The sequence below is a fragment of the Clostridium sp. genome (assembly GCF_022482905.1).
Classification (GTDB): domain Bacteria; phylum Bacillota; class Clostridia; order Clostridiales; family Clostridiaceae; genus Clostridium_B.
This window is the reverse complement of sequence record NZ_JAKVOI010000001.1, coordinates 2,472,141-2,496,918: the sequence shown is the minus strand read 5'-3', so window position 1 is coordinate 2,496,918 and position 24,778 is coordinate 2,472,141. Positions and strand designations below refer to the sequence as shown.

Below are 24,778 nucleotides of genomic sequence, written 5' to 3'. Positions count from 1 at the left end.
TGAATGATTATGATTGATTTTGATTGAAATGTATATTATAATGTTAATAGACTATCAATAAGTTGTAGAGAAGGTGAATGTCTTGCTGACGGAACAGCGTCATAAAATAATATTGAATGAACTGGAAAAGAACGGAATTGTAAAGGTTAATGACCTGGTTGACATTCTGAATACTTCAGAATCCACTATAAGGCGGGATCTCACCTGTCTGGAAAAGATGAATGCAGTCAGGAGAATACGGGGAGGGGCGGCAGTACCAAGAGGAAGACTTATAGAGCAGAGCTATGGTGAAAAGGAGGTACAGAATGTTGTGCAGAAGAGAAAAATAGCAGAATTTGCCGCTTCCTGTGTGGATGACGGTGACTGCATATATATTGATGCCGGTACTTCCACTTTTGAGATGATTCGATATCTGAAGGGCAGGGAAATAGTAATAGTTACAAATGGACTGAAGCATATAAATGCCGTTACAGAGAACAATATAAATGGATATATACTTGGAGGCAGCATAAAAAATAGAACAGGAGCGGTTATAGGTGCCGATGCACTGGGCAACCTTCAAAAGTTCAGGTTTGACAAGTGTTTTATGGGCATGAATGGAATACATCTTGAATATGGATTCACAACTCCTGATTCAGAAGAAGCCGCACTCAAGACATGTGTCATAAAACATTCAAGACAGAGTTATGTTCTTGCAGATGAAAGCAAGTTCGGTGAAGTTAGTTTTGTAAAGGTGGCAGATCTTAAAGAAGCTGACATAATTACCGACTGCAGGGTGGAAAATTATAAAGAGTATGCAGAAAAAACCAGAGTAAAGGTTGTGATGGATAAATGATATATACAGTAACTTTCAATCCCTCAATAGATTATGTAATACAGGTGGATGATTTCACGGTGGGAACCATCAACAGGGTGAAAAATGATGAAAAATATGCAGGCGGCAAGGGAATAAATGTATCCAGGGTTTTGAAGAATATCGGCGTTGAGAGCAGGGCACTTGGATTTATTGGAGGATTTACCGGAAAGTTTATAGAGGACTCTCTCAGGGATGCTGGAATTTCAACTGACTTCATACAGGTTCAGCAGGATACGAGGATAAATGTAAAGCTGAAATCAGTTGAAGAAACCGAGATAAATGGATCAGGACCGGATATAAGCAGAGATGACTTGAACAAGCTGTTTGAAAAAGTGAAGGATTTGAAGGAAGATGACTTTATAGTACTTGCAGGAAATGTGCAGAAATCCGTACCCAGGAATATATATTCCACAATCCAGACAAAGTGCGGAAAGGGAAAAGTAGTTGTGGATACTACGGGAGAGGCACTTGCCGATACGCTTCAATATAGTCCGCTGTTGATAAAACCCAATATACATGAACTTGGGGAGTTGTTTGATGTAGAAATCAAGGAAACCGAAAAGGTGATTTACTATGCCCAGAAGCTGCGTGGCACGGGAGCACAGAATGTCATAGTATCGATGGGAAAAGAAGGAGCCCTTCTTATATGCAGCGAAGGTGTCTACAGTGCATCTGCACCAGAGGGGGAAGTGAAGAATTCCGTGGGGTCCGGCGATTCACTTGTTGCAGGATTTCTGTCCCGGTATACAAAAGGTTCAAGTATAGTTGATGCTTTCAAATACGGTGCGGCAGCTGGAAGTGCTACAGCCTTTTCCATGGATCTGTGCAGGAAGGAAGATATAGAGAGACTGCTTCCTGAAGTGGAGATAAAAAGGCTTTAGTTTATAAAAAAGGAGGATTTGTTATGAAGATTACCGAACTTTTGGAGAAAGATACCATAAAAATAAGGCTTGATGCAGAAAATAAAGCCGGCGTAATAGATGAACTGGTAAATATACTGGATTCTGCAGGAAAGTTGAATGACAAGGAAGAATACAAAAATACCATATTAAAAAGAGAGTCTGAATTTTCAACTGGAATAGGGGAGGGCATAGCAATACCCCATGCAAAGACGGAAGCTGTGAAGACTCCTGCACTGGCATTTGGAATAAAAAAAGAAGGACTGGATTATGATTCACTGGATGGGACCGATGCACAACTGTTCTTCATGATAGCAGCAAGTGCAGGAGCGGACAATGAGCATCTGGATACACTTGCAAGGCTGTCAAGTATGCTTATGGACAAAGATTTCAAAAACAGGCTCTTGAATGCTTCGTCTGAATATGAAGTTCTTGGAATGATAGATGAACAGGAAAAACAGTATATAAAGTCCCAGGGTGAAAAGAAAGATGAAATCGTAGATCATGGCTCCAACAAATTCGTACTTGCAGTTACAGCATGCCCTACAGGTATAGCACACACCTATATGGCTGCAGATGCACTCAACAACAAGGCAGCTGATATGGGAATAGACATAAAGGTTGAGACAAACGGGTCCACAGGTGTAAAAAACAGACTTACGGATGAGGATATAGAAAAGGCAGATGGAGTAATTGTAGCTGCTGACAAGCAGGTTGAGATGGATAGATTCGATGGAAAGAAACTTGTACAGGTATCTGTATCCGAGGCAATCAAGAACCCGGAAGGACTTATAAACAAGGCGGCAGGAGGAGAAGCCCCTGTATATCATGCAGATAATAAGGGGAAAAGTGCTGCGGCAGGCGGTGGCAGCAAGGTTGGATTCTACAAGCACCTCATGAGTGGAGTTTCCAACATGCTTCCTTTCGTAGTAGGCGGTGGTATACTTATAGCCATTTCCTTCATGTTCGGTATCAAAAGCTACGATCCAAAGGACCCTTCTTTTAACGTAATAGCACAGCTCATACATGATGTAGGAGGTACTTATGCCTTTTCCCTTATGGTACCCGTGCTTGCAGGATTTATAGGAATGAGTATAGCAGACAGACCTGGATTTGCACCTGCAATGGTAGGCGGACTCATAGCGGCAAATAATGGTGCGGGATTTCTGGGAGGACTTGTTGCAGGGTTTCTGGGAGGATATGTAGTTGTTCTTCTGAAGAAAGTATTCTCAAAGCTTCCACAGTCACTTGAGGGAATAAAACCGGTGCTTCTGTACCCGCTTCTCGGCATATTCATAACGGGAATAATAATGCTCGTATTTATTGTAAATCCTGTAAAGGACATAAACAATTTCCTTATACAGTGGCTTGGCTCCATGGGAACCGCCAACAAGATAATACTGGGACTCATACTTGGAGGAATGATGGCTGTGGATATGGGCGGCCCTGTAAACAAAGCAGCCTATGCTTTTGGAATAGCAATGATAACTGCGGGAAAATTTACACCACATGCAGCAATAATGGCTGGTGGAATGGTGCCTCCCCTTGGAATTGCAATAGCAACTACCTTGTTCAAGAATAGATTTACAAGGGATGAGAGAGATGCAGGGAAGACATGCTATATAATGGGTGTAACCTTTATAACAGAAGGGGCCATACCATTTGCAGCATCCGATCCTGCAAGGGTTATTCCAGCCTCCGTAGCAGGAGCGGCAGTTGCGGGAGCACTTTCAATGTTGTTCAATATAGGACTTCCGGCACCTCATGGTGGAATATTTGTAATACCTATTGTATACGGAAATGCATTTTCCTATATATTTGCCATATTGTTGGGTGCATTTATAACAGCGGCACTTCTTGGAATTGTGAAAAAACCTATTGCTCAAAATGAATAGATAAATATTTTACTAAGCCGGCACTGAATTTTATTGTGCCGGCTTCCTTTTATTTATTGTCCTGCTGGAGAAAATACTTCAGTACCCTTGTTCGTTCTTCCTGCTTCTTATCTGAAAAATCATCTGTCCAGTTGTAAAATCCATTCCCTGCTTTAAGACCGAGCTTTCCTGCGTCCACAAGCTGCTTCAGCATCTCCGAGGCATCCTTTGAACTGCACAGCTCCCTGAACAGATATGATGATATATTGTAGAATATGTCAAGACCTCCCATATCGGCACTGCAGAGAGGTCCTGTTGCAGGGAGCCTTCTGCCGAAGCTGTATTCTACTGCTTTGTCTACTTCTTCAGGTTTTGCAAAGCCCTGTTCGACTATATAGAGTGCTTCTCTCAAAAGGGCAAGCTGAAGCCTGTTCCCTATGAAACCGGGACATTCCTTTTCGAGGCGTACACCTTTTTTACCTATAAAGTCTATAAATTCCATGGTTCTGTCCATGATTTCTCCGGATGTATGCTTCCCCGGAACTACCTCTACCAGGGGAATGAACTGGGGTGGATTCCAGAAGTGGGCAACCACAACTCTTTCCGGATAATTCACAGCTTCTGATATTTTAGTGGGACTCAGCCCGGAGGTGTTTGTAGCCAGTATTACTTCTCTGCTGCAGATACTATCCAGTTTATTGAATATTTTCTGCTTGAGCTGCAGATCTTCCGCCAGGCACTCTATTATGATTTCAGCACCGCTTGAGGCAGCTTCAATGGATTTTACACCATTTATTCTGGAGAGGATTTTCCTGACCTTGCAGTCTGTCAGTTTTCCCTCCTCCATCAGATCCTTCAGGCTGTTTTCTATTTTTGTAAAACCTCTTTCAAGACTGGCATCGGACCTTCCATACATGTTTACGTGCAGTCCTGCCATTGCACAAATCTGGGAAATCCCATGTCCCATTGTACCGGTTCCCAGTACTGCTGCTTTTTTGATATTCATCCATGATCCCTCCTTTACATTTTAAGTTTATCATTTCGAATTGACAATTCAATGGTGAAATTGCAAAATATAAAGAGAAGTGTAGTTTATCAGGGAGAACATGTAAAATGAGAATAAAATGTGGTAATATGTTTATAGACTGCAGAATAGTTAGAAAAAACATAAAAAATATAAATATAAGAGTTGAAAACAGTGGCGAAATAATTGTGAGTTGTCCGGTTCATACTGACATGAAAGTTGTTGAAAGTATTGTACGGGACAAGAATGAGTGGATACTTCAAAGGCTGAATACTGTAAAAGAGAGGAAGGATAAATTGAAGAAGCTGGGTATAGGTGGTATGACCGGTCTCCCGTTTCTTGGAAAGGTACTTCCCGTAGAAAAATATGAAATAAATACAGATAAATTATCTGTAAAATTTGCGGATGACAGGGTTATTATCTGCGGAAATGAAAAACTCTTCTCTGACAGGGAGTCCATGAGATGTGAGGTATATAAAGCCTATAAGAAGAATTTGTATGCAGTACTCATGGAGAGAATTGATATTTACAGGGAGATACTGGGTGTAAGACCGTTGAAAATATCCGTCAGATCCCAGAAGACAATATGGGGAAGCTGTTCTTCAGGTGGAAATTTAAGTTTCAATTGCAGGCTTATGATGGCACCGCTTAAAGCAATAGATTATGTAGTAGTTCATGAGCTCTGCCACATGGTATACATGAACCATTCCAGGACATACTGGAACCTGGTTGAGTCGGTCATTCCGGATTACAGGGATGCTCAAAAGTGGCTTGATGATAATGGTTATATGCTCAATTTTTATTTCTATGATGTATTTTTATGAGGTATAATGTATATAATATGCTTTTAATTGAACTTGGGGTGATTTTGTGGATAATATTGAAGGCTATTTGAGGGAACGGGATATAAAGGTTACAAAACCCAGAACATGTATTTTGAAAATATTTCTCAGAAGTGACGGTGTTATGAGTGCAGAGGATGTACTCACCCGGTGCAGGCTGGAAAATCTAAATATTAACATGTCAACTATATACAGGACGCTGGAATTATTTTATGATAAGAATATAATAAAGAGATTTGATCTGGACAAAAATAAGTCTGGTTATGCCATTATAAAGAGAAACCACAAACATGTACTCCAGTGCAAGCTGTGCCACAGGGAGATAGAAATAGACTGCCCGATGCAGCAGATAGAGGACATGGTAAAAAACAAAACCGGATTTTTACTTACGGATGAAAGCCTGGATTTCAAACTGTATGGAATATGCAGGCAGTGCAGAAGCAAACTTTTAAAAAATAAATAGAAAAAATTTACTGGTTTCCACCTGTGTCATCAGGATAAACTTTTTCTATTTTCCATATACCGCTGCTGTTTCTTTTTATGAATACTGTATAATTTATTTTTTCATGAGGAGATCTTGCTGAAATTCCGTCAACCTTTAAAAATGATACATTTCCATTGGAAAAATAAATTTGTTTTTTGTCAATATTGTATAGCTTGTATTTATTGAGTATGCCTGAAGTAAAATATCTGTCAACTGCATAATTGAAATCTCTGCATTTGTTTAAATTATATCCATACCATATAATGGCAAGAGTTAGTAAAACTGCTGTTAGAATACATATAAATTTTTTCATGTTTATCCCCCATATATTTCCAAATATAATTCTAATATATATGATAACTTTAAATTCATCTTAAGTAAATATATAAAAGCATTTTTATATTGAATTAATATACAATGAAACTTGTCGAGGTGAAGTGATGAGACTGGAATTTATAGATATGGTTACAGAAAATGAAGTACTCGGGAAGAGTATCTTTACACCGGATGGACAGATACTGCTCAGGGCAGGGGTGACGTTGACCGATGTTTACGTAAAAAAGCTGAAGGAGCTTGGAGTATTTTATATATATGTAGAGGATGAGCGGCTCAGCGACATTGAAATAGAAGATGAAAAACTCACACGGCTCAAGCAGGCCTCCATGAAGAGTATGGCAAATGTATTCACCAAGTTGTACAACGGCGAAAGAAAGGTATTCAAGGATTCCATAAAAACAGTTGAAAACATGATAGACTATATAGTGGATCTGGGAGATGTGAACAAGAGCCTTTATGATATACAAACCTATGACAATTATACGTTTATACATTCCCTTGATACTTGTATTATGTCATCATTTCTGGGAATAACCGAGAAATTTGACAGAAACCATTTGAAGGAACTGGGGATAGGGGGTATACTTCATGATATTGGAAAGATCAAAGTCCCCATCAAGATACTCAACAAAACAGGAAGGCTTACAGAGGAAGAATTTTCAGAAATAAAAAAACATCCAATTTATGGAGTAAATCTGCTTGAAAAAGTTTATTCAATTCCGGATTCAGTTATAAAAGTAGTCGGGCAGCATCATGAGAGGGTTGACGGCAGGGGCTATCCCAATAAGCTGACGGGAAACCAGATAAGCAGATTTGCAAAGCTTGTATGTATATGTGATGTATATGATGCAATAAGCAATGACAGGTGCTACAGGAAGAAGTTCAGTCCAAATGATGCATACGAACTGATACTCTCCGGAAGCGGCAGTATTTTTGACAGGAATATGGTTCTGAATTTCAAAAATACTTTTGCAATATATCCCCTTGGGTGCCATGTAAGGTTGTCAAATGGCGAGGACGGGTACATTGTAAAGCAGAACAGGGGATTCCCGGACAGACCTGTAGTCAGGATTTTTAAAGGAAAGAGCATGAGTTACCATGAAACAGATCTGCTCAGTGATACGAGTACTATTATTTTAGGAGTAGCGTGATTTGGGAGAATATGATGATTAAATATATAAGACAGCTTCTAAATGAACTATACAGAAGGTATGGGTTCAATATTATGGAGATTAAAGATGCCCCCGGAATTACAGGCAAATGGGGGGCATACTATGAGAACAGAAATACAGGAAGTCTGGATGTAATGGTTTTTTCAGACTTGAATTCCTATTATAAAATAGATATAGTGGGAATGCGCTTAAAACTGAACGGCATCTATGGATATGAAAAAATAAGGATCATAGTAATATTGCTGGATGAATCCGTTGATATCCAGAAAAAGTATATCCATGAAGGGGAAAGTTATCCACAATGTGGATTAATTCTGATAAACGGCAGTTTCAATAAAATTTTATACTCAAATGGGGTGCCTCGGGACATTTTATATAAGATAGGCAGCTGCATGGATAGAATTACCGGATTGAAAAATAAAGACAGGACAATTAATATTGGAGGTGCTGGAATAACATATCTGCTTGCAGCCATGAATGTGATTTTTTATATTGTGACAGCTGTGTTGTCCGGAGATTTTTTTACAAGCAATACAAATGTTCTTGTGCTCCTTGGAGCAAAGGTCAATTCCCTTATTTCATCAGGACAATATTATAGATTGCTGTCCTGTATGTTTTTACATGCAGGAATTGTACATCTTGCATTCAACATGTATGCGCTTCTGGTTGTTGGACCACTGGTGGAGAAGGTATACGGGAAACTGAGGTATACATTTATATACTTTTTTTCGGGAATAGCTTCATCCCTTCTAAGTTATTTTTTTTCACCGAATATCTCCATAGGTGCATCTGGTGCAATATTCGGACTGCTTGGAGCTACATTGATTTTTGCACTGAAAATGAAGGGAAGAATAAATAAAGAATATATATACAGTATATTGTCGGTAATAACAGTCAACCTCATATTTGGATTTTCTTCCTCCAATATAGATAATTTCGGGCATGTGGGAGGACTGCTGGGTGGTGTAATATCTTCCGGAATTTTAATTGGAAAAGCATCCGGTGACGGCTTTTAACAGATCAACCGGATGCTTTCTATTTATATTCAGGTTATAGCAGGTCTTTTTCAAAAAGAGTTTCTTTTTCAAGGAGTAATTTTGATTTTTCTTCAAGAAAGTCTCTGTTTTCATTCAGGAGTTTTTTGGTTTTATTATAGATGCTGTCGACCAGATTCCTGCATTCCAAAATTATGCTGTCCTGGTTTATATTAAGGTCTGACAGCTGCTCCATGTTTAAAAGTCCGAGAGCCTGCCCCATTCCATATTTTGTTATCATACTATAGGCTATGTTTGTACACCTCTGAAGATCATTGTGTGCCCCGGTAGTAATGTAGTCGGAGCCGAATACAATGTCCTCGGCTGCACGTCCGCCCAATAACACCATCATCTTGTTTGTGAGATATGCTTTATTCTGATATAGTCTGTCCTCGGGGATACTCAGCGTATATCCTCCCGCACCTTTTGTACTTGGTATTATTGTAATTTTTGATACTTTTTCATTGGGAAGTACCTTTGAGGATACAAGAGCGTGTCCAATTTCATGATAGGAAGTAATTTTCCTGTCAATGTCTTTTATATAATCCCTGTTTTTCTTCTCATATCCGGCCAGGACTATGGAAAATGCCCTGTCAACATGTTTGTCTTGAATAGTGGGACTGTTTTCTTTGCAGGCAATAATTGCAGCTTCGTTTATGAGGTTCTCTATTTTTGCGCCTGAAAAATAGGCTGTTTTTTGGGACCATTCTTTTATATCTATATTTCCTGCAGGTTTGTTTTCAAGATGAAGCCTGATTATTTTTTCCCTTGCAGATATGTCTGGAAGTGTTACTTCAATATGCCTGTCGAATCTTCCGGGTCTCAGAAGTGCCGGGTCCAGTGTATCAAGCCTGTTTGTGGCAGCCATGACAACAATTCCGGAATTTTCATTGAAACCTGACATCTCCGTGAGCAGTGCATTTAAAGTCTGATCTCTTTCATCTGATCCTGAAGCTGCAGAGCCGTCCCTCCTTTTACCTATGGCATCTATTTCATCTATGAATATGATTGATTTACCGGTTTTGTTGTTCCTTGCCTTTTTGAAAAGCTGTCTTATACGGCTGGCACCTACCCCTACGTATATCTGCACAAAATCAGAGCCTGATACTGCATAGAAGGGTACTCCGGCTTCACCCGCCGTTGCCTTGGCGAGAAGAGTTTTTCCAGTTCCAGGTTCACCGTAGAGTATTATTCCCTTTGGAATACGGGCGCCGTATGATCTGTATTTTTCAGGGTCGATCAAAAAATCAACTACATCCTGGACACTTTCTTTGGCTTCTTCATTTCCAGCCATGTTTTTAAAGGTAAAATCCGGATTTTCCACAGCAGCTGCATCCAGAGAATCAACGGACAGGGAACCCCTTGCCTTTATCCTGGATGACTTCATACCCACTGCAATGAGCCATATTACGGATAGAACCAGAGTCATGGATGAGTATCTCTGCAGGTTGTTCAACGGATAACTTTTGAATACGGCTATATTTTTGCTCAGGAGTTCCTCTTTGAAGTTTGTGTTTTCAGGGTTGTCGGTTTCATATACATTTCCGTCTTTTAATACAAATTTTATCTGCTGTGAATTTATGATGTAAACCTTGCGTATATTGCCCTTTTCGAGATTGTTTTTGAAGGAACTATATGGTTTTGACGTAATGGGATCACCGATATATTTTGAAAGAATCAACACTGATAGTGATATGAGAATTATCAAAATCGGCAGTATCAACATTTTATTCTTGATTTTCTTCATTAAATCACCTACCCCTTTCCATGCAATTATAATATAATATTGATTACTATTAGTCTAATCAAAATCATAAAATTTGCTAATGTAATTGATAGCAATTGAGGATACAATTCACAGGCCCGAAAATTTATTGTATACTTTATTTATTATTGATGGGAGGAGAATATAAAATGAAAGTGTCTGCTGCTGATATTAAATTGACAGAGGGGGATATACTGGAGCTGATAGAAGATTATGTTCACATAGAGGGGCTGCATATAGGGGAAATATCAATAGATGATATAATAACTATCAGTGGACAATACGGGAAGAAATTTACGGTACCCTTTAAACTTAAAATTGGAATAGGGAATGTCAGAGACAATAATTTAAACCTTAAAATATACAAATTGAAGATATGTAAAATGGGAGTTCCGGGTGCAGTGAAGGATAAGCTTGCAAAAAAACTGCTTGGAAATTTTCTGAATTATGGTATAAAGATAGACAGGGATACTGTAATCATAGATCTGGATACTGCAAGAAAGCTTATACCGCGTTTCAATCTGGATTTGAAGGGAATAACGGTTTCACCCGGGGTAATGGAAGTATGTGTAGAAAATATAGTGTATGAAAAAGACAAAAAATTTCCATATATAGGGAAAAACGATTATAAATATTCGGACTCTCTGTATAGGAAATATGATAATTTAAGAAAAAAAATTATTGACAAAATACCTGACAAATATTCTAAAGTGTCAGATTATATTCTTATGATGCCGGATGTTATACTTTTGTTCTGGGGACTTTTTAAAGACAGGAGAGTAAAGGCAAAGGTCAAAATCATACTGGCAAATGCACTGATATACATAATAAGTCCTGTGGATCTGATACCTGGCTTCATACCTGTTCTGGGACAGATGGATGATGTTGCCGTGGCATTTTTTGCACTTAACATGATAATTGACGAAGTACCTGAAAATATACTGCTTGAAAATTGGCGGGGGAAAGATAATGTAGTGTTGATTGCACGTGAAGCCATAAAGTATATGTCCAACATAGTCGGAGTAAAAAATTTTACGGATATATCGGAAGCTTTAAAAAAATTTATTAAGAAAAGAATTGACTTACAGCAATAAATAAAAAAATACAAATCTGCACATTATAATGTAGAGGTGATTTATTATGATGCACAGTAAATTTGTAACAGGCATTTTGATTGGTGCTGCAGTTGGAATGATGATGGAAGTCGATAGATCAGCCAAAAGAAAGATGAAAAAAACTTCCAGACGCATTAAAAATGCTGCAGGTGATTTTATGGGATGGATTAGATAAGTGCAGCTGGATCTGGCAGATTTTCCGCGCTTATATACGGGAATGTCTGTCAGATACATTTATATAGTGGTAAATTTATGATATAATATCGTAAATAATCCATATTGGAGGAAGGGTGGAAATCCATGGAGATACTTTCTCTTGGAGAAAAGATCAGGAGAAGAAGAAAAGAACTGAATATGACATTGAAAAACCTTGCAGGTGACAGAATAACGCCAGGTCAGATAAGTCTTGTTGAATCCGGAAAATCAAAGCCAAGTATGGATCTTCTGGAGTATCTGGCAAAGGAACTTAACACTTCTATTGAATATCTTATGGAATCGGAAGAGATTCAGGCGGAAAAGAACTGTACATATTTTGAAAATGTAGCTGAGTCCTGTATAATAAACAACGATATGATTCGGGGCGAAAAATATATTGAAAATGCACTTTATTATGCCCAAAAGTATAATCTGGAATATAAGATTGCAAGAAGCATGCATTTGAAAGGTAAAATTTTTTTAATGAAACATGAATATGATAATGCACAACAATTTTTCCTGTCTGCAAATGTTATTTTTATAAAAAACAACAATTATGAAGAGATAATAAAGACTTTTGTATATCTTGGGAAAACAACTATGAAACTCAATTCCTATCATTCTTCCTTAAATTATTTTGGACATGCTGAAAAAATATATAATGATAATAATTTCTGCGATGAGTATCTGCTTGGAAAGATTTATTATTACACGGCCTGTGTATATTTCAAATTGGATAATATAGAAAAGGCAATAAATTATTCATATCTTGCCAAAGAAAAATTCGGGAAAATGGAGAACAGCAGTGAATATGCCAATACCATACTTCTTATTGCAGACGAATATAATAAAAAGAACGATCTGGACAATTCTATAAAATATTCGAGAAAAGCACTTGAAATATACAGTGAGATAAAAGATGTTGAGAATATTGCCAGGATTGAAAATAATCTGGGAAAATTGTTCTGTGAATTTGACAATATAGAAGAGTCATTTGTCCATTTGAATAAATCAAGAGAATTAAGGCTTAAAATAAAGGATCCGAATATAGTGGAAACTCTTAAAAATATTTGTATAAATTATATAAAATTGAAGGACGTAAAAAGTGCAAGAAATGTACTTGAAGAAATTCTCTCTCATGTTGAAGATGGAAACAATAATGCACTGATAGAATACTATATACTCAAATACAGAGTGGGAATGCTTGAAAAAAATAAAAAAGAAGCTGAAAATACACTTATAATGGCACTTAATTTTGTTAAAAATTTAGGACTTTCAGAAGAGGCAGGGAAGATATCAATTTTACTGGGAAAGTTTTACATGGATATGGGCAACGATGCAGAAGCTGCCAGATATCTGAGCCAGGGAGTAGATAATTTTAAAGAACTGAATATAATTTAGAAACATTCGGAATGAACTAGGGGTGTACTTATGGAGATACTTTCCGTTGGAGATAAGATCAAAAGGGCACGGATACATAAGAGAATGACTTTAAAAGATGTATGCGGCAACAAGATATCTGTCTCCAAGATGAGCTGTATTGAGAATAACAAAATAAAACCGGAATACTGGATTCTGGAATATTTATCAGATAAGCTGGATGTGGATATTGACTATTTGAAACAAAATATAAGAAATCAGATAGCGGATAATATAGGAATACTAAGTAAAGGTGGCATTCCTGATTTTGTACAGAAAGTGGAATACAATCTTGAATTTGCAGAAAATTATCGATATTATGATCTATGCTTTGAGATAATGCATCTGCAGTTTGGCTATTATATAGACAAGAGTCAGCTGAGTATGGCAAGAAGTAATATTCCTGAATACTATAAGTACCTTGAAAAGAGCTGTTCTCTGGAAAATATTGTACTTTACTATATGGACATAGGATTGCTTCTGCTTAGAAGCAAAGAGTACATACAGGCGGTGAGTTATTACGATAATGCGATAAGCATTTCCAGGAAAATTGACAATGTAAATATTGATGCAATGTACTATAAAGAATACTGTCTGATTAAAATGAAAAAATACTCTGAAGCCTGCATATTTATGAATCATATAATGATACATATAAATTATTTGACCGATTCTGTCAAAAAAGCGGTAGTATATGGTATGAAGTCAGTGTTGTGCCTGATATATAGGAAAGAAGATTTTTTAAAGTATGAAGAAAAGGCATACGGGCTTTTAGGACAGAACCTGGAGTATATATCAATGTTAATGCTGGGGTATGCTTCCACGATGTTTACAGTTAATATGAAAAACAGCGCGCTGGAGTATGTGGACAAGGTTTTAGACGTAAATTCACTTCAAAATCATATTGACCGGGAAAAGGTTTACATAATACTGGACATAATAAATAAATTAATTGAAAACAATTTTATGGGTCGATCTCTGAGTATATGTAATATTGCGCTGGATAAATCAATAATTTTGAATGATGCCGAGCTGATGGAGAGATGCTATTATTACAAGGCCGTTATACTTGAAAAGCAGGGAAATACTAAAGATGCTGAAATTTACATGGATATTTCCCTGGGACTTTTACTGAAATTTTCCGACACAGGCAGCATATGTAAGAGACATATTGAAATGGGGAGTATGTACTACAGGAATGGAAAGCTTTCCGAGTCAATCAAATGTTTCAATTATGCCATATACTTGAAGGATAGATCTTTGAGAATTTACATGAAATAGCAGGATATGCTGATATATATCCCTGTAATACCGAATTTGCGACTTGAATTGAAAAATTCAGCCAGATACAAAGGTTGAATAAATGGAAATATAATAATATTATCTAGTTAAGGTCAAAGAAGGTCAAAAAGGAGGCCGTGAAGATGAATATAGATAAACTTACTGTAAAAGTTCAGCAGTGCTTGAATGAAGCACAGCTTACAGCTGTGAGACATAATCACCAGCAGGTTGACACCATACATCTGTTTTCTGCAGTAATTTCCGAGGAAGACGGATTAATTCCCAATATATTTCAAAAAATGGGAGTAAATATTGAATCAATGAGAAGAGAGACGGAGTCCATTTTGAACAAGATGCCGAAAGTAATGGGAGAGGCGGCACAGAAATCTTCTGTTTATGTTACTAGAAGATTTGAACAGGTGCTTGTTGAGGCTGAGAAAACAGCCAGGAAGTTCAAGGATTCCTATATAAGTGTAGAACATGTCATGCTTGGGATTATGGAAGTACACTCAAGCGATGTAGATGGTATGTTGAGAAAATTCAATGTAAATAAAAACAGCTTTCTGGAGGTGCTGTACAAGGTAAGGGGAAATCAGACAGTGGATACACAGGACCCGGAAGGTACTTATGAAGCACTTGTAAAGTACGGCAGAAATTTAGTTGAGGAAGCCAAGAAGCATAAATTGGACCCTGTAATAGGAAGAGACGAAGAAATCAGAAGGGTAGTCAGGATACTTTCAAGGAGAACAAAAAACAACCCTGTTCTCATAGGTGATCCAGGTGTGGGGAAAACAGCTATAATCGAAGGATTGGCGGAGAGAATAGTCAGGGGAGATGTACCTGAGGGATTAAAGGACAAAATAATATTTTCACTCGACCTTGGTGCACTTATTGCAGGTGCCAAGTTCAGGGGTGAATTTGAAGAGAGACTCAAGGCTGTACTCAAGGAAGTGGAAAAAAGCCAGGGCAGAATTGTGCTCTTCATAGATGAAATACACAATATAGTGGGAGCAGGCAAGACAGAAGGTTCCATGGATGCAGGAAACCTCATAAAGCCAATGCTTGCGAGAGGAGAACTTCACTGCATAGGTGCCACCACTTTTGATGAATACAGAAAGTATATAGAAAAGGATAAGGCGCTTGAGAGAAGATTCCAGCCTGTAATTATAGATGAACCTTCCGTGGAGGATTCAATTTCAATCCTCAGGGGATTGAAGGAAAAATTCGAGATATATCATGGAATAAGGATACATGATTCTGCCATAGTTGCAGCTGCCAGGCTTTCAGACAGATATATAACGGACAGATATCTTCCGGATAAGGCTATAGATCTCATCGATGAGGCCTGTGCCATGATAAGGACTGAAATTGACAGCATGCCTACTGAGATGGACACTATAAAGAGAAAGATATTCCAGCTTAAAATTGAGAAGGAGGCACTTTCAAAGGAGCATGACAAATCCTCACAGGACAGACTCAAATACCTTGAAAATGAATTGAGCAATCTGCAGGACAAGGATAAGCAGCTTACTGCAAAATATGAGAAGGAAAAGAGTGCAATAACCGGAGTCAGAGATCTGAAGGAGAAGCTTGATGAGGCAAAGGGCCAGATTGAAAAGGCTGAGAGGGAATATGACCTGAACAAGGTTGCAGAGTTGAAATATGGAGTTATTCCGGATCTTCAGAAAAAGATAGAGGAAAAGGAAAAGCTCATAAAGAAGGACAATGGCAGTTCCATGCTGAAAGAGGAAGTAACGGAACAGGAAATATCAGAGATAATTTCAAAATGGACCGGAATACCTGTTTCCAAACTTGTGGAAGGCGAAAGACAGAAGCTTGTTAAACTGGAAGATGAGCTTTCAAAGAGGGTAATAGGACAAAAGGATGCGGTAACTGCAGTTTCAAATGCTGTAATAAGGGCAAGAGCGGGCATGAAAGACCCAAAGAGACCTATAGGGTCATTCATATTTCTGGGGCCTACAGGTGTAGGAAAGACCGAACTAGCCAAAACTCTTGCAAGAACGTTGTTCGACAGTGAAGAGAATATAATAAGAATAGACATGTCTGAATATATGGAGAAATATTCAGTATCAAGGCTCATAGGAGCTCCTCCCGGATATGTTGGATATGAGGAAGGAGGGCAGCTCACTGAAGCCGTCAGGAGAAAGCCGTACAGTGTAATATTGTTTGATGAAATTGAAAAGGCACACGATGATGTATTCAATATTTTTCTCCAGATACTTGATGATGGAAGGCTCACCGACAATCAGGGAAAGGTTGTGGATTTCAAGAATTGTATTATAATCATGACATCCAATATAGGAAGTAGCTATCTTCTTGAAAACAGCGGAAGTCACAGTATAGACAGTGATGTAAGGCAAAAAGTCATGAATGAGATGAAATCCAGGTTCAAACCGGAATTTTTAAACAGGCTTGATGATATAATAATGTTTAAACCTCTTGATACAGAGGAAATAAAATCAATAATTGACATATTCCTTGAAGATATAAAAAACAGACTCGGGGACAAGAATATATCAATCGATATAAGTGATGCTGCAAAGGAAACCATGGCAAGAGAAGGATATGACCCGGTGTATGGTGCAAGACCGCTTAAAAGGTATATAGAGAATACTCTTGAAACAAATATCGCCAAGAAAATAATAAATGGAGATATTCAGGAAGGCTCCGGTGTAAAGGTGGATTTTGAGGATGGAGAGTTTAAAATAACAGTAATGTAATAGGCCGCAGTATGCGGCTTATTATCTTTTGTGAGGAAAATACCTATTGATTTTGAATACGTTCACTGCTATAATATTAAATATTAAAAGGTATATTTGCCTATAATTGTAGTTTTTTTAACAAACTTAACTTTTGAAAGGATGATTTTTATGAGTTATGATGAGCTGTATAAGAGTAAGGTTGTCAGTGCAGATGAGGCAGTATCACATATAAAATCTGGAGACAGAGTTGTATTTGGACACGCATGTGCTGAACCACAGGTGCTTCTCAATGCTTTAGTTGATAATAAAGAAAAGTACAAAAATGTGGAGTTATATCATATGATAACTAAAGGCGAAACAAGGTATGATGACAGAGGAGTGGAGAAGTACATCCATGACAATGCATTTTTTACTGGAAAGGGTACAAGTGAGGCAATTGCCGAAGGAAGAAGCGGATTTATTCCGGTTTTTTTCAGTGAAATACCAAGATTGTTCAAAGAAGGTTATATTCCTGCAGATGTTGCACTTATTGAAGTCAGCAAACCTGATGAACATGGTTTCTGCAGCTATGGAGTATCCAACGATTACATACATGCAGGAGCAGAATGTGCAAAGCTTGTAATTGCAGAAGTGAATGAAAATATGCCTAGAGTTCTTGGAAACAACTTCATACACATTTCTGACATTGACTACATAGTTGAGAGTTCGCGGCCTGTAGCTGAACTCCAGCCCTCTAAAATAGGGGAAGTGGAGAAGAAAATAGGAAGTTACTGTGCATCGCTTATAGAAGATGGGGCTACCCTCCAGCTTGGAATTGGTGCAATACCTGATGCGGTACTTTTGTTTTTAAAGGATAAAAAGGACCTGGGAATACATTCCGAGATGATATCCGACGGTGTTGTGGAGCTGGTCGAGGCAGGAGTAATTACAAACAAGAAAAAGACACTTCATCCAGGAAAGATAGTTGTAACATTCCTTATGGGAACAAAGAGGCTGTATGATTTTGTAGACAACAATCCTATGGTGGAATCCTGGCCTGTTGATTATGTAAACAATCCTGAAGTTATAAAGAAAAATTACAAGATGGTATGTATAAATTCCTGTGTGGAAATAGATCTTATGGGTCAGATATGCTCCGAGAGCATAGGTTTGAGGCAGATAAGCGGAGTAGGCGGACAGATTGACTTCACAAGAGGTGCAAGCATGGCTGAAGGTGGAATATCAATTATTGCAATACCATCTACTGCAGCACATGGAAAAGTTTCAAGAATAGTTCCGTTCCTGAACAAAGGAGCAGCTGTAACTACTTCAAGAAATGACGTACATTACGTAATAACAGAATATGGTATAGCCCAGCTCAGAGGCAAAACACTGGAACAGAGGGCAAGAGAACTTATAAAAATTGCACATCCTGATTTCAGAGATGGTTTGATAGCTGAATTTGAAAACAGATTCAAGCATAAATTTTAAAATCAAGTGAAATGCTTCTACAAAAAGAACTGCCCCAAAACAAGTTTGGGAACAGCTCTTTTTATTTTGAACTGGTTTCTCTACGTACTATGAACTTTTTTGCATTTATCTCGAGGCTGTCATCCAGAGGTTCCAGATCTATCTGTTTATTATATTTTCTGAACAGGGCCAATTTTATGAATCTGTCTGACAGCTCAGGATTTTTGGACAGCAGTGAACCGTGAAAATACGTACCGAAGCAGTTCTTGTATACACAGCCCTCATATCCGTCTTCTCCGTTGTTGCCGTACCCTTTGATTACCCTTCCAAGGGGTTTCAGATTTCCTATATAGGTTCTGCCGGAATGATTTTCAAAACCAACATAGGTTTCATTGAACTGATCATTGTGTATCACAGTATTTCCTATGAATCTCTTTTTGCCGCCTTCTGTGTATATATCTATTACACCCAGACCGGACAGTTTTTTGCCGTCGGGAGTAGTGTAATATTTTCCAAGAAGCTGATAGCCGCCGCATATTGATAGGAATACCCTGCCTGTTTCGATATATTTCTCTATTCCTGTTTTTTTGTTTTTTATAAGATCTTCGGATACTATGGATTGTTCATAATCCTGTCCCCCGCCAAAGAAGACTATATCATAGTCTTCCCACTCAAAAGGGTCTCCAAGCGATATATTTTTGATATTTACTTTTATGCCTCTCTTTTCGGCCCTGTATTTCAATATTCTTATATTGCCAAGATCACCATATACGTTTAATAGATCCGGATATAGATGACATATGTTAAGTTCCATAATAAAACACCTCTTTAATTTACCATAACTTTTTTATGTATCCCTTTGAGTTGAGATATTTCCTGAAGCCGATCATTGAAGTATAGGTTGCAAGCACGTATATTCTGTTTTCCCTGCAGTTTTTTATTTCTTCGGTGAGTTTTCTGAAGTCCATGCACAGTATGAATTTTTTTTCATCAAGTCCGGCAACCTTAAGCCGTATTGCCATATCATAAAGCCGTATACCTGAAATAAATATGTTGTTTATATTGAGAGATGACAGATTTTCAAAATTTACATCCCATATCCATGATACGTCCCTTCCATCTGCATAGTTGTCGTTTAAAAGTACGCCGAGATTGAAGGGCCTTCTGTCCAGTGCAATGCTGTTTATAGCCTCATTGTAGCCTGCAGGGTTTTTTACAAGTATTATTTTCACTTCTTTCTGTTCCACTTCTATAATTTCCTGTCTTCCGAAACTGCTTTTCTGGTTTTCCAGTGAAACGTGAATTGAAGAGGTAGGTATGCTGCATACTCTTGCAACTGCGTAGGCACACAGTGCGTTATACATGTTGTATGCTCCGGGCTGATTTATATAGTATTCCTTGCCGTCTATTGATACAAGGGAACCATCCTGAGTTTTGCTTTTGATTTCTTCAAGTGCATAGTCAAGATCCGGCCTTTTATAACCGCAGTTGTCACAGTAGAAATCCCCCAGATGACTGTAGGTTATGAAATTGTATTTATATGGATGTTTGCATTTTTTACAGAATTTTGAGTCTGCATTTATATCAACTTTTTTGCTTTTATTCAAACTGCATTTGAAGCCATAGTATACTGTCCTGTTTTGAACATTCATATCGCCCAGAAGGGGTTCATCCCCATTTAATACCAAATTTGAAATAGGTACTTTCTTTATGCCGTCCAAAATTTTATTCAGGGTGGTATACACTTCCCCATACCTGTCCAACTGATCTCTGAATAGATTCGTGATTGCAATTACTTCGGGTGTTACATAGTCAGTCAGAAGGGTGAGATTGGCTTCATCACATTCTATGACTGCATAATTTGTTTTGCTGCATTTTTGAAAAGAAAAATTTTCTACAAAACAGGAAACTATACCCGGAAGCATATTTGCACCGGTGTTATTTGTTATTACATGTTTTCCACTGTCTTTTAACATATTGTATATCATGCTTGTAGTGGTGGTTTTACCATTTGTACCTGTGACGACTATGACATCGTAGTTTTTACAGAGGGTTTTCAAAATATTTCCATCTAGTTTCAATGCAATTCTGCCGGGGAAATTACTTCCGCCCTTGAACAGGGATTTTGACAGTTTTATTATTAACTTTGAAACTATAATACTGAAAAAAGATTTTATGTTAATTTTTCACACCACCTTTATTTAAAAACAGAAGCTTCTATTTTTAACTCTTAAATATTATAATACAATATGACAAATTTTACATCAAAAAGTTGGTTTGTAAACAATAAAAAATATATGGTACAATTAGTCAGGATAAGGATGTGATTTAACTGAAACGGGGATATATTTATTCTATAGTGGCCGCAATCATGTTCGGATCGGCCGGAATATTTGTAAAGCTTGCATACAAGGTAGGACTTGATTCCATTGATATATTGATAGTCCAATATATTGCGGCTGTCATTCTAATGTTTGCATTGATATTTGCAAGAAACAGAGAGGCACTGTATATAAAAAGGACGCAGGTATTTCATCTGGCTGTTCTTGGCATATTCGGCACTACACTTATGACACTGTTTTATTATGAGGCCTTCAAATACTTAAGTGTTGCCATGGTAACCATACTCCTGTTTACATACCCAATAATGATTTTAATATATTCCATTATTTTTAGAAACCAGAAAATTACATTTCAAAAGATGATGGCTGTAATTTTGTCCTTTGCAGGATGTGTTCTTGGGTTGAATGTATTCAATGGAAGTGTGGATTATACATTCAAGGGAATAATATTCGGACTTTTGAGCGCCGTATTCTATGCCTTTATGAATTTGTACAGTGAAAAAAATCTTCAGAACATTTATTCCATGACTATAAATGCTTATTCAACATTATTTTCTTTGATAACTCTGGTTATATACAGACCGCCTTATTTTTTGCTGGAAGATAAAATTAACATGAAGGGTATACTTTATATAATTCTGCTTGCAGTTGTAACTGATGTAATACCGCTGACTCTTCTGTATGCCTCGATAAAATACATAGGGGCGGTCAAGACCTCAATAATAGGAAATCTGGAAATACCGGCCTCCATTATCATATCAAGTATTGTTCTGAAGGAAAGAGTATATATGGCTCAAATTATAGGGGCGTTGATGATTTTATGTTCAGTTTATATTATTACCCAGAGAAAATAGAATTATATAACAGTTTATTAATAATATGTTTATTGTGTAATATGCACCTATGATAGTATAATAAAAATTGTTGTTAAAAGTTATAATTAAAAAAATTATAGAGAGAGAGTTGAAACAAGTGAGTGTAGTAGAGTTAATGCTTATGGTAAAGGCAGTCATAATCGGGATTGTGGAAGGAATCACTGAATTTTTGCCAATATCTTCTACAGGACATATGATAATAGTAGGTAATCTGATTGATTTTCAATATCCACTTTATAGAAAAGCTTATGTGGACATGTTTGAGATTGTAATCCAGCTTGGAGCAATACTTGCAATACTTGTACTTTACTGGAACAAGATATCGGGATCTCTTAAGAATCTTGCACCAGGCAAATGGGGATTCAAGCTCTGGTTCAATATATTTGTGGCCTTTGTACCTGCAGCTGTAATCGGAGTTCTGTTCAATGACATGATACAGAAAAAACTGTTCAATCCCATAACCGTTGCCTTTGCACTTGTATTCGGTGGATTTCTCATGATATTCATGGAAAACAAGTACAGGAGGGGCAACAAGACAAACCAGATTGAAAATGTAAATGTAAAACAGGCCTTTAAAATAGGGTGTTTTCAGTGTATATCGCTCTGGCCGGGAATGTCTAGGTCTGCATCTACAATAATGGGTGCATGGGTAAGCGGACTTACAAATGTAGCTGCAGCTGAATTTTCTTTTATCCTTGCAATACCTACAATGATAGCTGCTACGGGATATTCGCTTTTGAAAGTCAAGATAACCATGACCGCCCCTGAAATAATAGCCCTAGTAATAGGTTTTGTAGTTTCATTCATAGTTGCATTGATAGTTGTTGACAAGTTTATAGGCTTTTTGAAAAGAAAGCCCATGAGAGTTTTCGCCATATATAGAATATTTATTGGCATAGTAGTACTTGTCCTGGCTTTCAGTCATGTAATAGTGACTTATTGAATATTTTTTAAAATTTCTTATTGACATATGGACAATAATCTGCTAGTATAAATAACGTTGTCGTGTTAGAAAATAGCTTGTCTACTTAAAAAAGTATTGACAGAGTCAAAATAACGTGATATACTATAAAAGCTGTCCAAAGAGGCGGCGAAAGAAGAGACATGATCCTTGAAAATTAAACAGAATAGAAACAAGTGAAAACTTGAAGAAATAAACCAGCAATTTTTTGAGCTGCAGAGATGCAGTAAAGTAAAACAGTAATGAGTAGAGACAAACTTTTAAATTGAGAGTTTGATCCTGGCTCAGGACGAACGCTGGCGGCGTGCCTAACACATGCAAGTCGAGCGAAGGAACCCCTTCGGGGGAGACTTAGCGGCGGACGGGTGAGTAACACGTGGGTAACCTGCCTCAAAGAGGGGGATAGCCTCCCGAAAGGGAGATTAATACCGCATAAGACCTGAATTCGCATGAATTCAGGATAAAAGGAGAAATCCGCTTTGAGATGGACCCGCGGCGCATTAGCTAGTTGGTGGGGTAGAAGCCTACCAAGGCAACGATGCGTAGCCGACCTGAGAGGGTGATCGGCCACATTGGAACTGAGATACGGTCCAGACTCCTACGGGAGGCAGCAGTGGGGAATATTGCACAATGGGCGAAAGCCTGATGCAGCAACGCCGCGTGAGTGATGAAGGTCTTCGGATTGTAAAGCTCTGTCTTCTGGGACGATAATGACGGTACCAGAAGAGGAAGCCACGGCTAACTACGTGCCAGCAGCCGCGGTAATACGTAGGTGGCGAGCGTTGTCCGGAATTACTGGGCGTAAAGGGTGCGTAGGCGGATGTTTAAGTGAGATGTGAAATACCCGGGCTTAACCTGGGAGCTGCATTTCAAACTGGATATCTGGAGTGCAGGAGAGGAGAACGGAATTCCTAGTGTAGCGGTGAAATGCGTAGAGATTAGGAAGAACACCAGTGGCGAAGGCGGTTCTCTGGACTGTAACTGACGCTGAGGCACGAAAGCGTGGGTAGCAAACAGGATTAGATACCCTGGTAGTCCACGCCGTAAACGATGAGTACTAGGTGTAGGAGGTATCGACCCCTTCTGTGCCGCAGTAAACACAATAAGTACTCCGCCTGGGAAGTACGATCGCAAGATTAAAACTCAAAGGAATTGACGGGGGCCCGCACAAGCAGCGGAGCATGTGGTTTAATTCGAAGCAACGCGAAGAACCTTACCTGGACTTGACATCCCCTGAATAGCCTGGAGACAGGCGAAGCCTTTCGGGGCAGGGAGACAGGTGGTGCATGGTTGTCGTCAGCTCGTGTCGTGAGATGTTAGGTTAAGTCCTGCAACGAGCGCAACCCTTGTTGTTAGTTGCTAACATGAAAGATGAGCACTCTAACGAGACTGCCGCGGTTAACGCGGAGGAAGGTGGGGATGACGTCAAATCATCATGCCCCTTATGTCCAGGGCGACACACGTGCTACAATGGGCAGAACAGAGAGAAGCAAGACCGTGAGGAGGAGCCAAACTCAAAAACTGCTCTCAGTTCGGATTGCAGGCTGAAACCCGCCTGCATGAAGCTGGAGTTGCTAGTAATCGCGAATCAGCATGTCGCGGTGAATACGTTCCCGGGCCTTGTACACACCGCCCGTCACACCATGAGAGCTGGCAACACCCGAAGTCCGTAGTCTAACTTAGGAGGACGCGGCCGAAGGTGGGGTTAGTGATTGGGGTGAAGTCGTAACAAGGTAGCCGTAGGAGAACCTGCGGCTGGATCACCTCCTTTCTAAGGAGAAAAGGAACAGGACACTGTTCCATAAATTCATGAATTTTCATGGATTATTGATGGTTTGTTCAATGTTCAAGAGTTAGTAGCAATTTTTATTCTGTTTAATTTTGAAGGATCAGGTTATTCAATATTCTTCAAAATTGTTCCTTGAAAATTGCACAGTAAGAAAAAAGAGAAGTCGAAAGACTTCATGAAAGTAAAGTAAAGCTGAGGTTAATGAAATAACCTTTGTAGATATATGTGGAAAATTAATAGTAGCAAGCAGTTCGAGGAAAGGCTTGAGCGAGGAGCGGAGCTTACTTGTGTAAGTGAGCACCACAGCGAAAGACTTGACGATGAAATGCGAAGCTAATATGGA

The 24,778-nt window shown here is 38.4% G+C and carries 20 protein-coding genes and 1 rRNA gene; 16 read left to right on the top strand and 5 right to left on the bottom strand.

Features of this window, described 5'->3' with window-relative positions:
* The first annotated feature begins 82 nt into the window (after window positions 1-82).
* From LKE46_RS12210 to LKE46_RS12200, 3 genes are read left to right on the top strand one after another with little or no spacing between them, the layout of a single operon-like run.
* Window positions 83-835, top strand: a complete 753-nt coding sequence (locus tag LKE46_RS12210; RefSeq protein WP_291722635.1) for a DeoR/GlpR family DNA-binding transcription regulator — start codon at window positions 83-85, stop codon at window positions 833-835.
* Entirely contained in the window at window positions 832-1,737 is a 906-nt protein-coding gene (gene pfkB, locus LKE46_RS12205) for a 1-phosphofructokinase (RefSeq protein WP_291722632.1), read from the top strand. The genes LKE46_RS12210 and pfkB overlap by 4 nt, the downstream gene beginning before the upstream one ends.
* 23 nt (window positions 1,738-1,760) lie before the next feature.
* Complete coding sequence (locus tag LKE46_RS12200) at window positions 1,761-3,650, top strand: PTS fructose transporter subunit IIABC (RefSeq protein ID WP_291722630.1); 1,890 nt, start codon at window positions 1,761-1,763, stop codon at window positions 3,648-3,650.
* 49 nt (window positions 3,651-3,699) lie between these two features.
* Here the strand turns inward: LKE46_RS12200 and LKE46_RS12195 are convergent, their stop codons facing one another.
* Window positions 3,700-4,635 carry a 3-hydroxyacyl-CoA dehydrogenase family protein gene (locus LKE46_RS12195; protein WP_291722627.1) on the bottom strand — a complete coding sequence of 312 codons (936 nt, stop codon included), beginning with the start codon at window positions 4,633-4,635 and terminating at the stop codon, window positions 3,700-3,702.
* Between the two features lie 107 nt (window positions 4,636-4,742).
* Between LKE46_RS12195 and LKE46_RS12190 the strand changes: the two genes are divergently transcribed.
* Together LKE46_RS12190 and LKE46_RS12185 are read left to right on the top strand one after the other, a co-directional pair.
* A complete protein-coding gene (locus LKE46_RS12190; RefSeq protein ID WP_291722624.1) occupies window positions 4,743-5,477 on the top strand; it encodes a M48 family metallopeptidase in 735 nt (244 codons plus the stop codon).
* Between the two features lie 46 nt (window positions 5,478-5,523).
* A complete protein-coding gene (locus LKE46_RS12185) occupies window positions 5,524-5,958 on the top strand; it encodes a Fur family transcriptional regulator (RefSeq protein WP_291722620.1) in 435 nt (144 codons plus the stop codon).
* Window positions 5,959-5,965: 7 nt separating this feature from the next.
* Here LKE46_RS12185 and LKE46_RS12180 read toward each other — a convergent pair whose 3' ends face one another.
* The gene (locus tag LKE46_RS12180) at window positions 5,966-6,292 is read right to left on the bottom strand and encodes a hypothetical protein (protein WP_291722617.1); all 327 of its coding nucleotides are present in this window, start codon (window positions 6,290-6,292) and stop codon (window positions 5,966-5,968) included.
* Between the two features lie 127 nt (window positions 6,293-6,419).
* Here LKE46_RS12180 and LKE46_RS12175 point away from each other — a divergent pair, with 127 nt between their 5' ends.
* Both LKE46_RS12175 and LKE46_RS12170 read left to right on the top strand, forming a co-directional pair.
* Window positions 6,420-7,466 carry an HD-GYP domain-containing protein gene (locus tag LKE46_RS12175; RefSeq protein ID WP_291722614.1) on the top strand — a complete coding sequence of 349 codons (1,047 nt, stop codon included), beginning with the start codon at window positions 6,420-6,422 and terminating at the stop codon, window positions 7,464-7,466.
* An 11-nt stretch (window positions 7,467-7,477) separates the two neighbouring features.
* Window positions 7,478-8,503, top strand: a complete 1,026-nt coding sequence (locus LKE46_RS12170; protein WP_291722611.1) for a rhomboid family intramembrane serine protease — start codon at window positions 7,478-7,480, stop codon at window positions 8,501-8,503.
* A gap of 34 nt (window positions 8,504-8,537) precedes the next feature.
* Here LKE46_RS12170 and LKE46_RS12165 read toward each other — a convergent pair whose 3' ends face one another.
* Window positions 8,538-10,268 (bottom strand): ATP-dependent metallopeptidase FtsH/Yme1/Tma family protein, encoded by a 1,731-nt coding sequence (locus tag LKE46_RS12165; protein ID WP_291722608.1) that lies wholly within the window; start codon window positions 10,266-10,268, stop codon window positions 8,538-8,540.
* 167 nt (window positions 10,269-10,435) lie between these two features.
* Between LKE46_RS12165 and LKE46_RS12160 the strand changes: the two genes are divergently transcribed.
* The 6 genes from LKE46_RS12160 to LKE46_RS12135 all read left to right on the top strand — a co-directional run bounded on the left by LKE46_RS12160 (window position 10,436) and on the right by LKE46_RS12135 (window position 18,489).
* On the top strand, window positions 10,436-11,380 hold the full coding sequence (locus LKE46_RS12160) for a YkvA family protein (protein ID WP_291722606.1): 945 nt from the start codon (window positions 10,436-10,438) through the stop codon (window positions 11,378-11,380).
* A 46-nt stretch (window positions 11,381-11,426) separates the two neighbouring features.
* The gene (locus tag LKE46_RS12155; RefSeq protein ID WP_291722602.1) at window positions 11,427-11,576 is read left to right on the top strand and encodes a YtxH domain-containing protein; all 150 of its coding nucleotides are present in this window, start codon (window positions 11,427-11,429) and stop codon (window positions 11,574-11,576) included.
* A 125-nt stretch (window positions 11,577-11,701) separates the two neighbouring features.
* On the top strand, window positions 11,702-12,997 hold the full coding sequence (locus tag LKE46_RS12150) for a helix-turn-helix domain-containing protein (protein WP_291722599.1): 1,296 nt from the start codon (window positions 11,702-11,704) through the stop codon (window positions 12,995-12,997).
* 30 nt (window positions 12,998-13,027) lie between these two features.
* The gene (locus LKE46_RS12145; RefSeq protein WP_291722596.1) at window positions 13,028-14,296 is read left to right on the top strand and encodes a helix-turn-helix domain-containing protein; all 1,269 of its coding nucleotides are present in this window, start codon (window positions 13,028-13,030) and stop codon (window positions 14,294-14,296) included.
* A gap of 143 nt (window positions 14,297-14,439) precedes the next feature.
* Window positions 14,440-17,037, top strand: a complete 2,598-nt coding sequence (gene clpB / locus LKE46_RS12140) for an ATP-dependent chaperone ClpB (protein ID WP_291722593.1) — start codon at window positions 14,440-14,442, stop codon at window positions 17,035-17,037.
* A 150-nt stretch (window positions 17,038-17,187) separates the two neighbouring features.
* Window positions 17,188-18,489: an acetyl-CoA hydrolase/transferase family protein gene (locus LKE46_RS12135; RefSeq protein ID WP_291722590.1), complete on the top strand. Its 1,302-nt coding sequence runs from the start codon at window positions 17,188-17,190 to the stop codon at window positions 18,487-18,489.
* Between the two features lie 61 nt (window positions 18,490-18,550).
* Here the strand turns inward: LKE46_RS12135 and LKE46_RS12130 are convergent, their stop codons facing one another.
* Entirely contained in the window at window positions 18,551-19,282 is a 732-nt protein-coding gene (locus LKE46_RS12130) for a type 1 glutamine amidotransferase (protein ID WP_291722587.1), read from the bottom strand.
* Window positions 19,283-19,301: 19 nt separating this feature from the next.
* Window positions 19,302-20,651, bottom strand: a complete 1,350-nt coding sequence (locus tag LKE46_RS12125; protein ID WP_291725682.1) for a Mur ligase family protein — start codon at window positions 20,649-20,651, stop codon at window positions 19,302-19,304.
* A gap of 149 nt (window positions 20,652-20,800) precedes the next feature.
* Here LKE46_RS12125 and LKE46_RS12120 point away from each other — a divergent pair, with 149 nt between their 5' ends.
* The 3 genes from LKE46_RS12120 (at window position 20,801) to LKE46_RS12110 (ending at window position 24,417) form a co-directional block, all read left to right on the top strand.
* Entirely contained in the window at window positions 20,801-21,664 is an 864-nt protein-coding gene (locus tag LKE46_RS12120) for a DMT family transporter (RefSeq protein ID WP_291725680.1), read from the top strand.
* Window positions 21,665-21,800: 136 nt separating this feature from the next.
* The gene (locus LKE46_RS12115; protein ID WP_291725679.1) at window positions 21,801-22,628 is read left to right on the top strand and encodes an undecaprenyl-diphosphate phosphatase; all 828 of its coding nucleotides are present in this window, start codon (window positions 21,801-21,803) and stop codon (window positions 22,626-22,628) included.
* Window positions 22,629-22,907: 279 nt separating this feature from the next.
* A 16S ribosomal RNA gene (locus tag LKE46_RS12110) occupies window positions 22,908-24,417 on the top strand.
* Window positions 24,418-24,778: the final 361 nt, after the last annotated feature.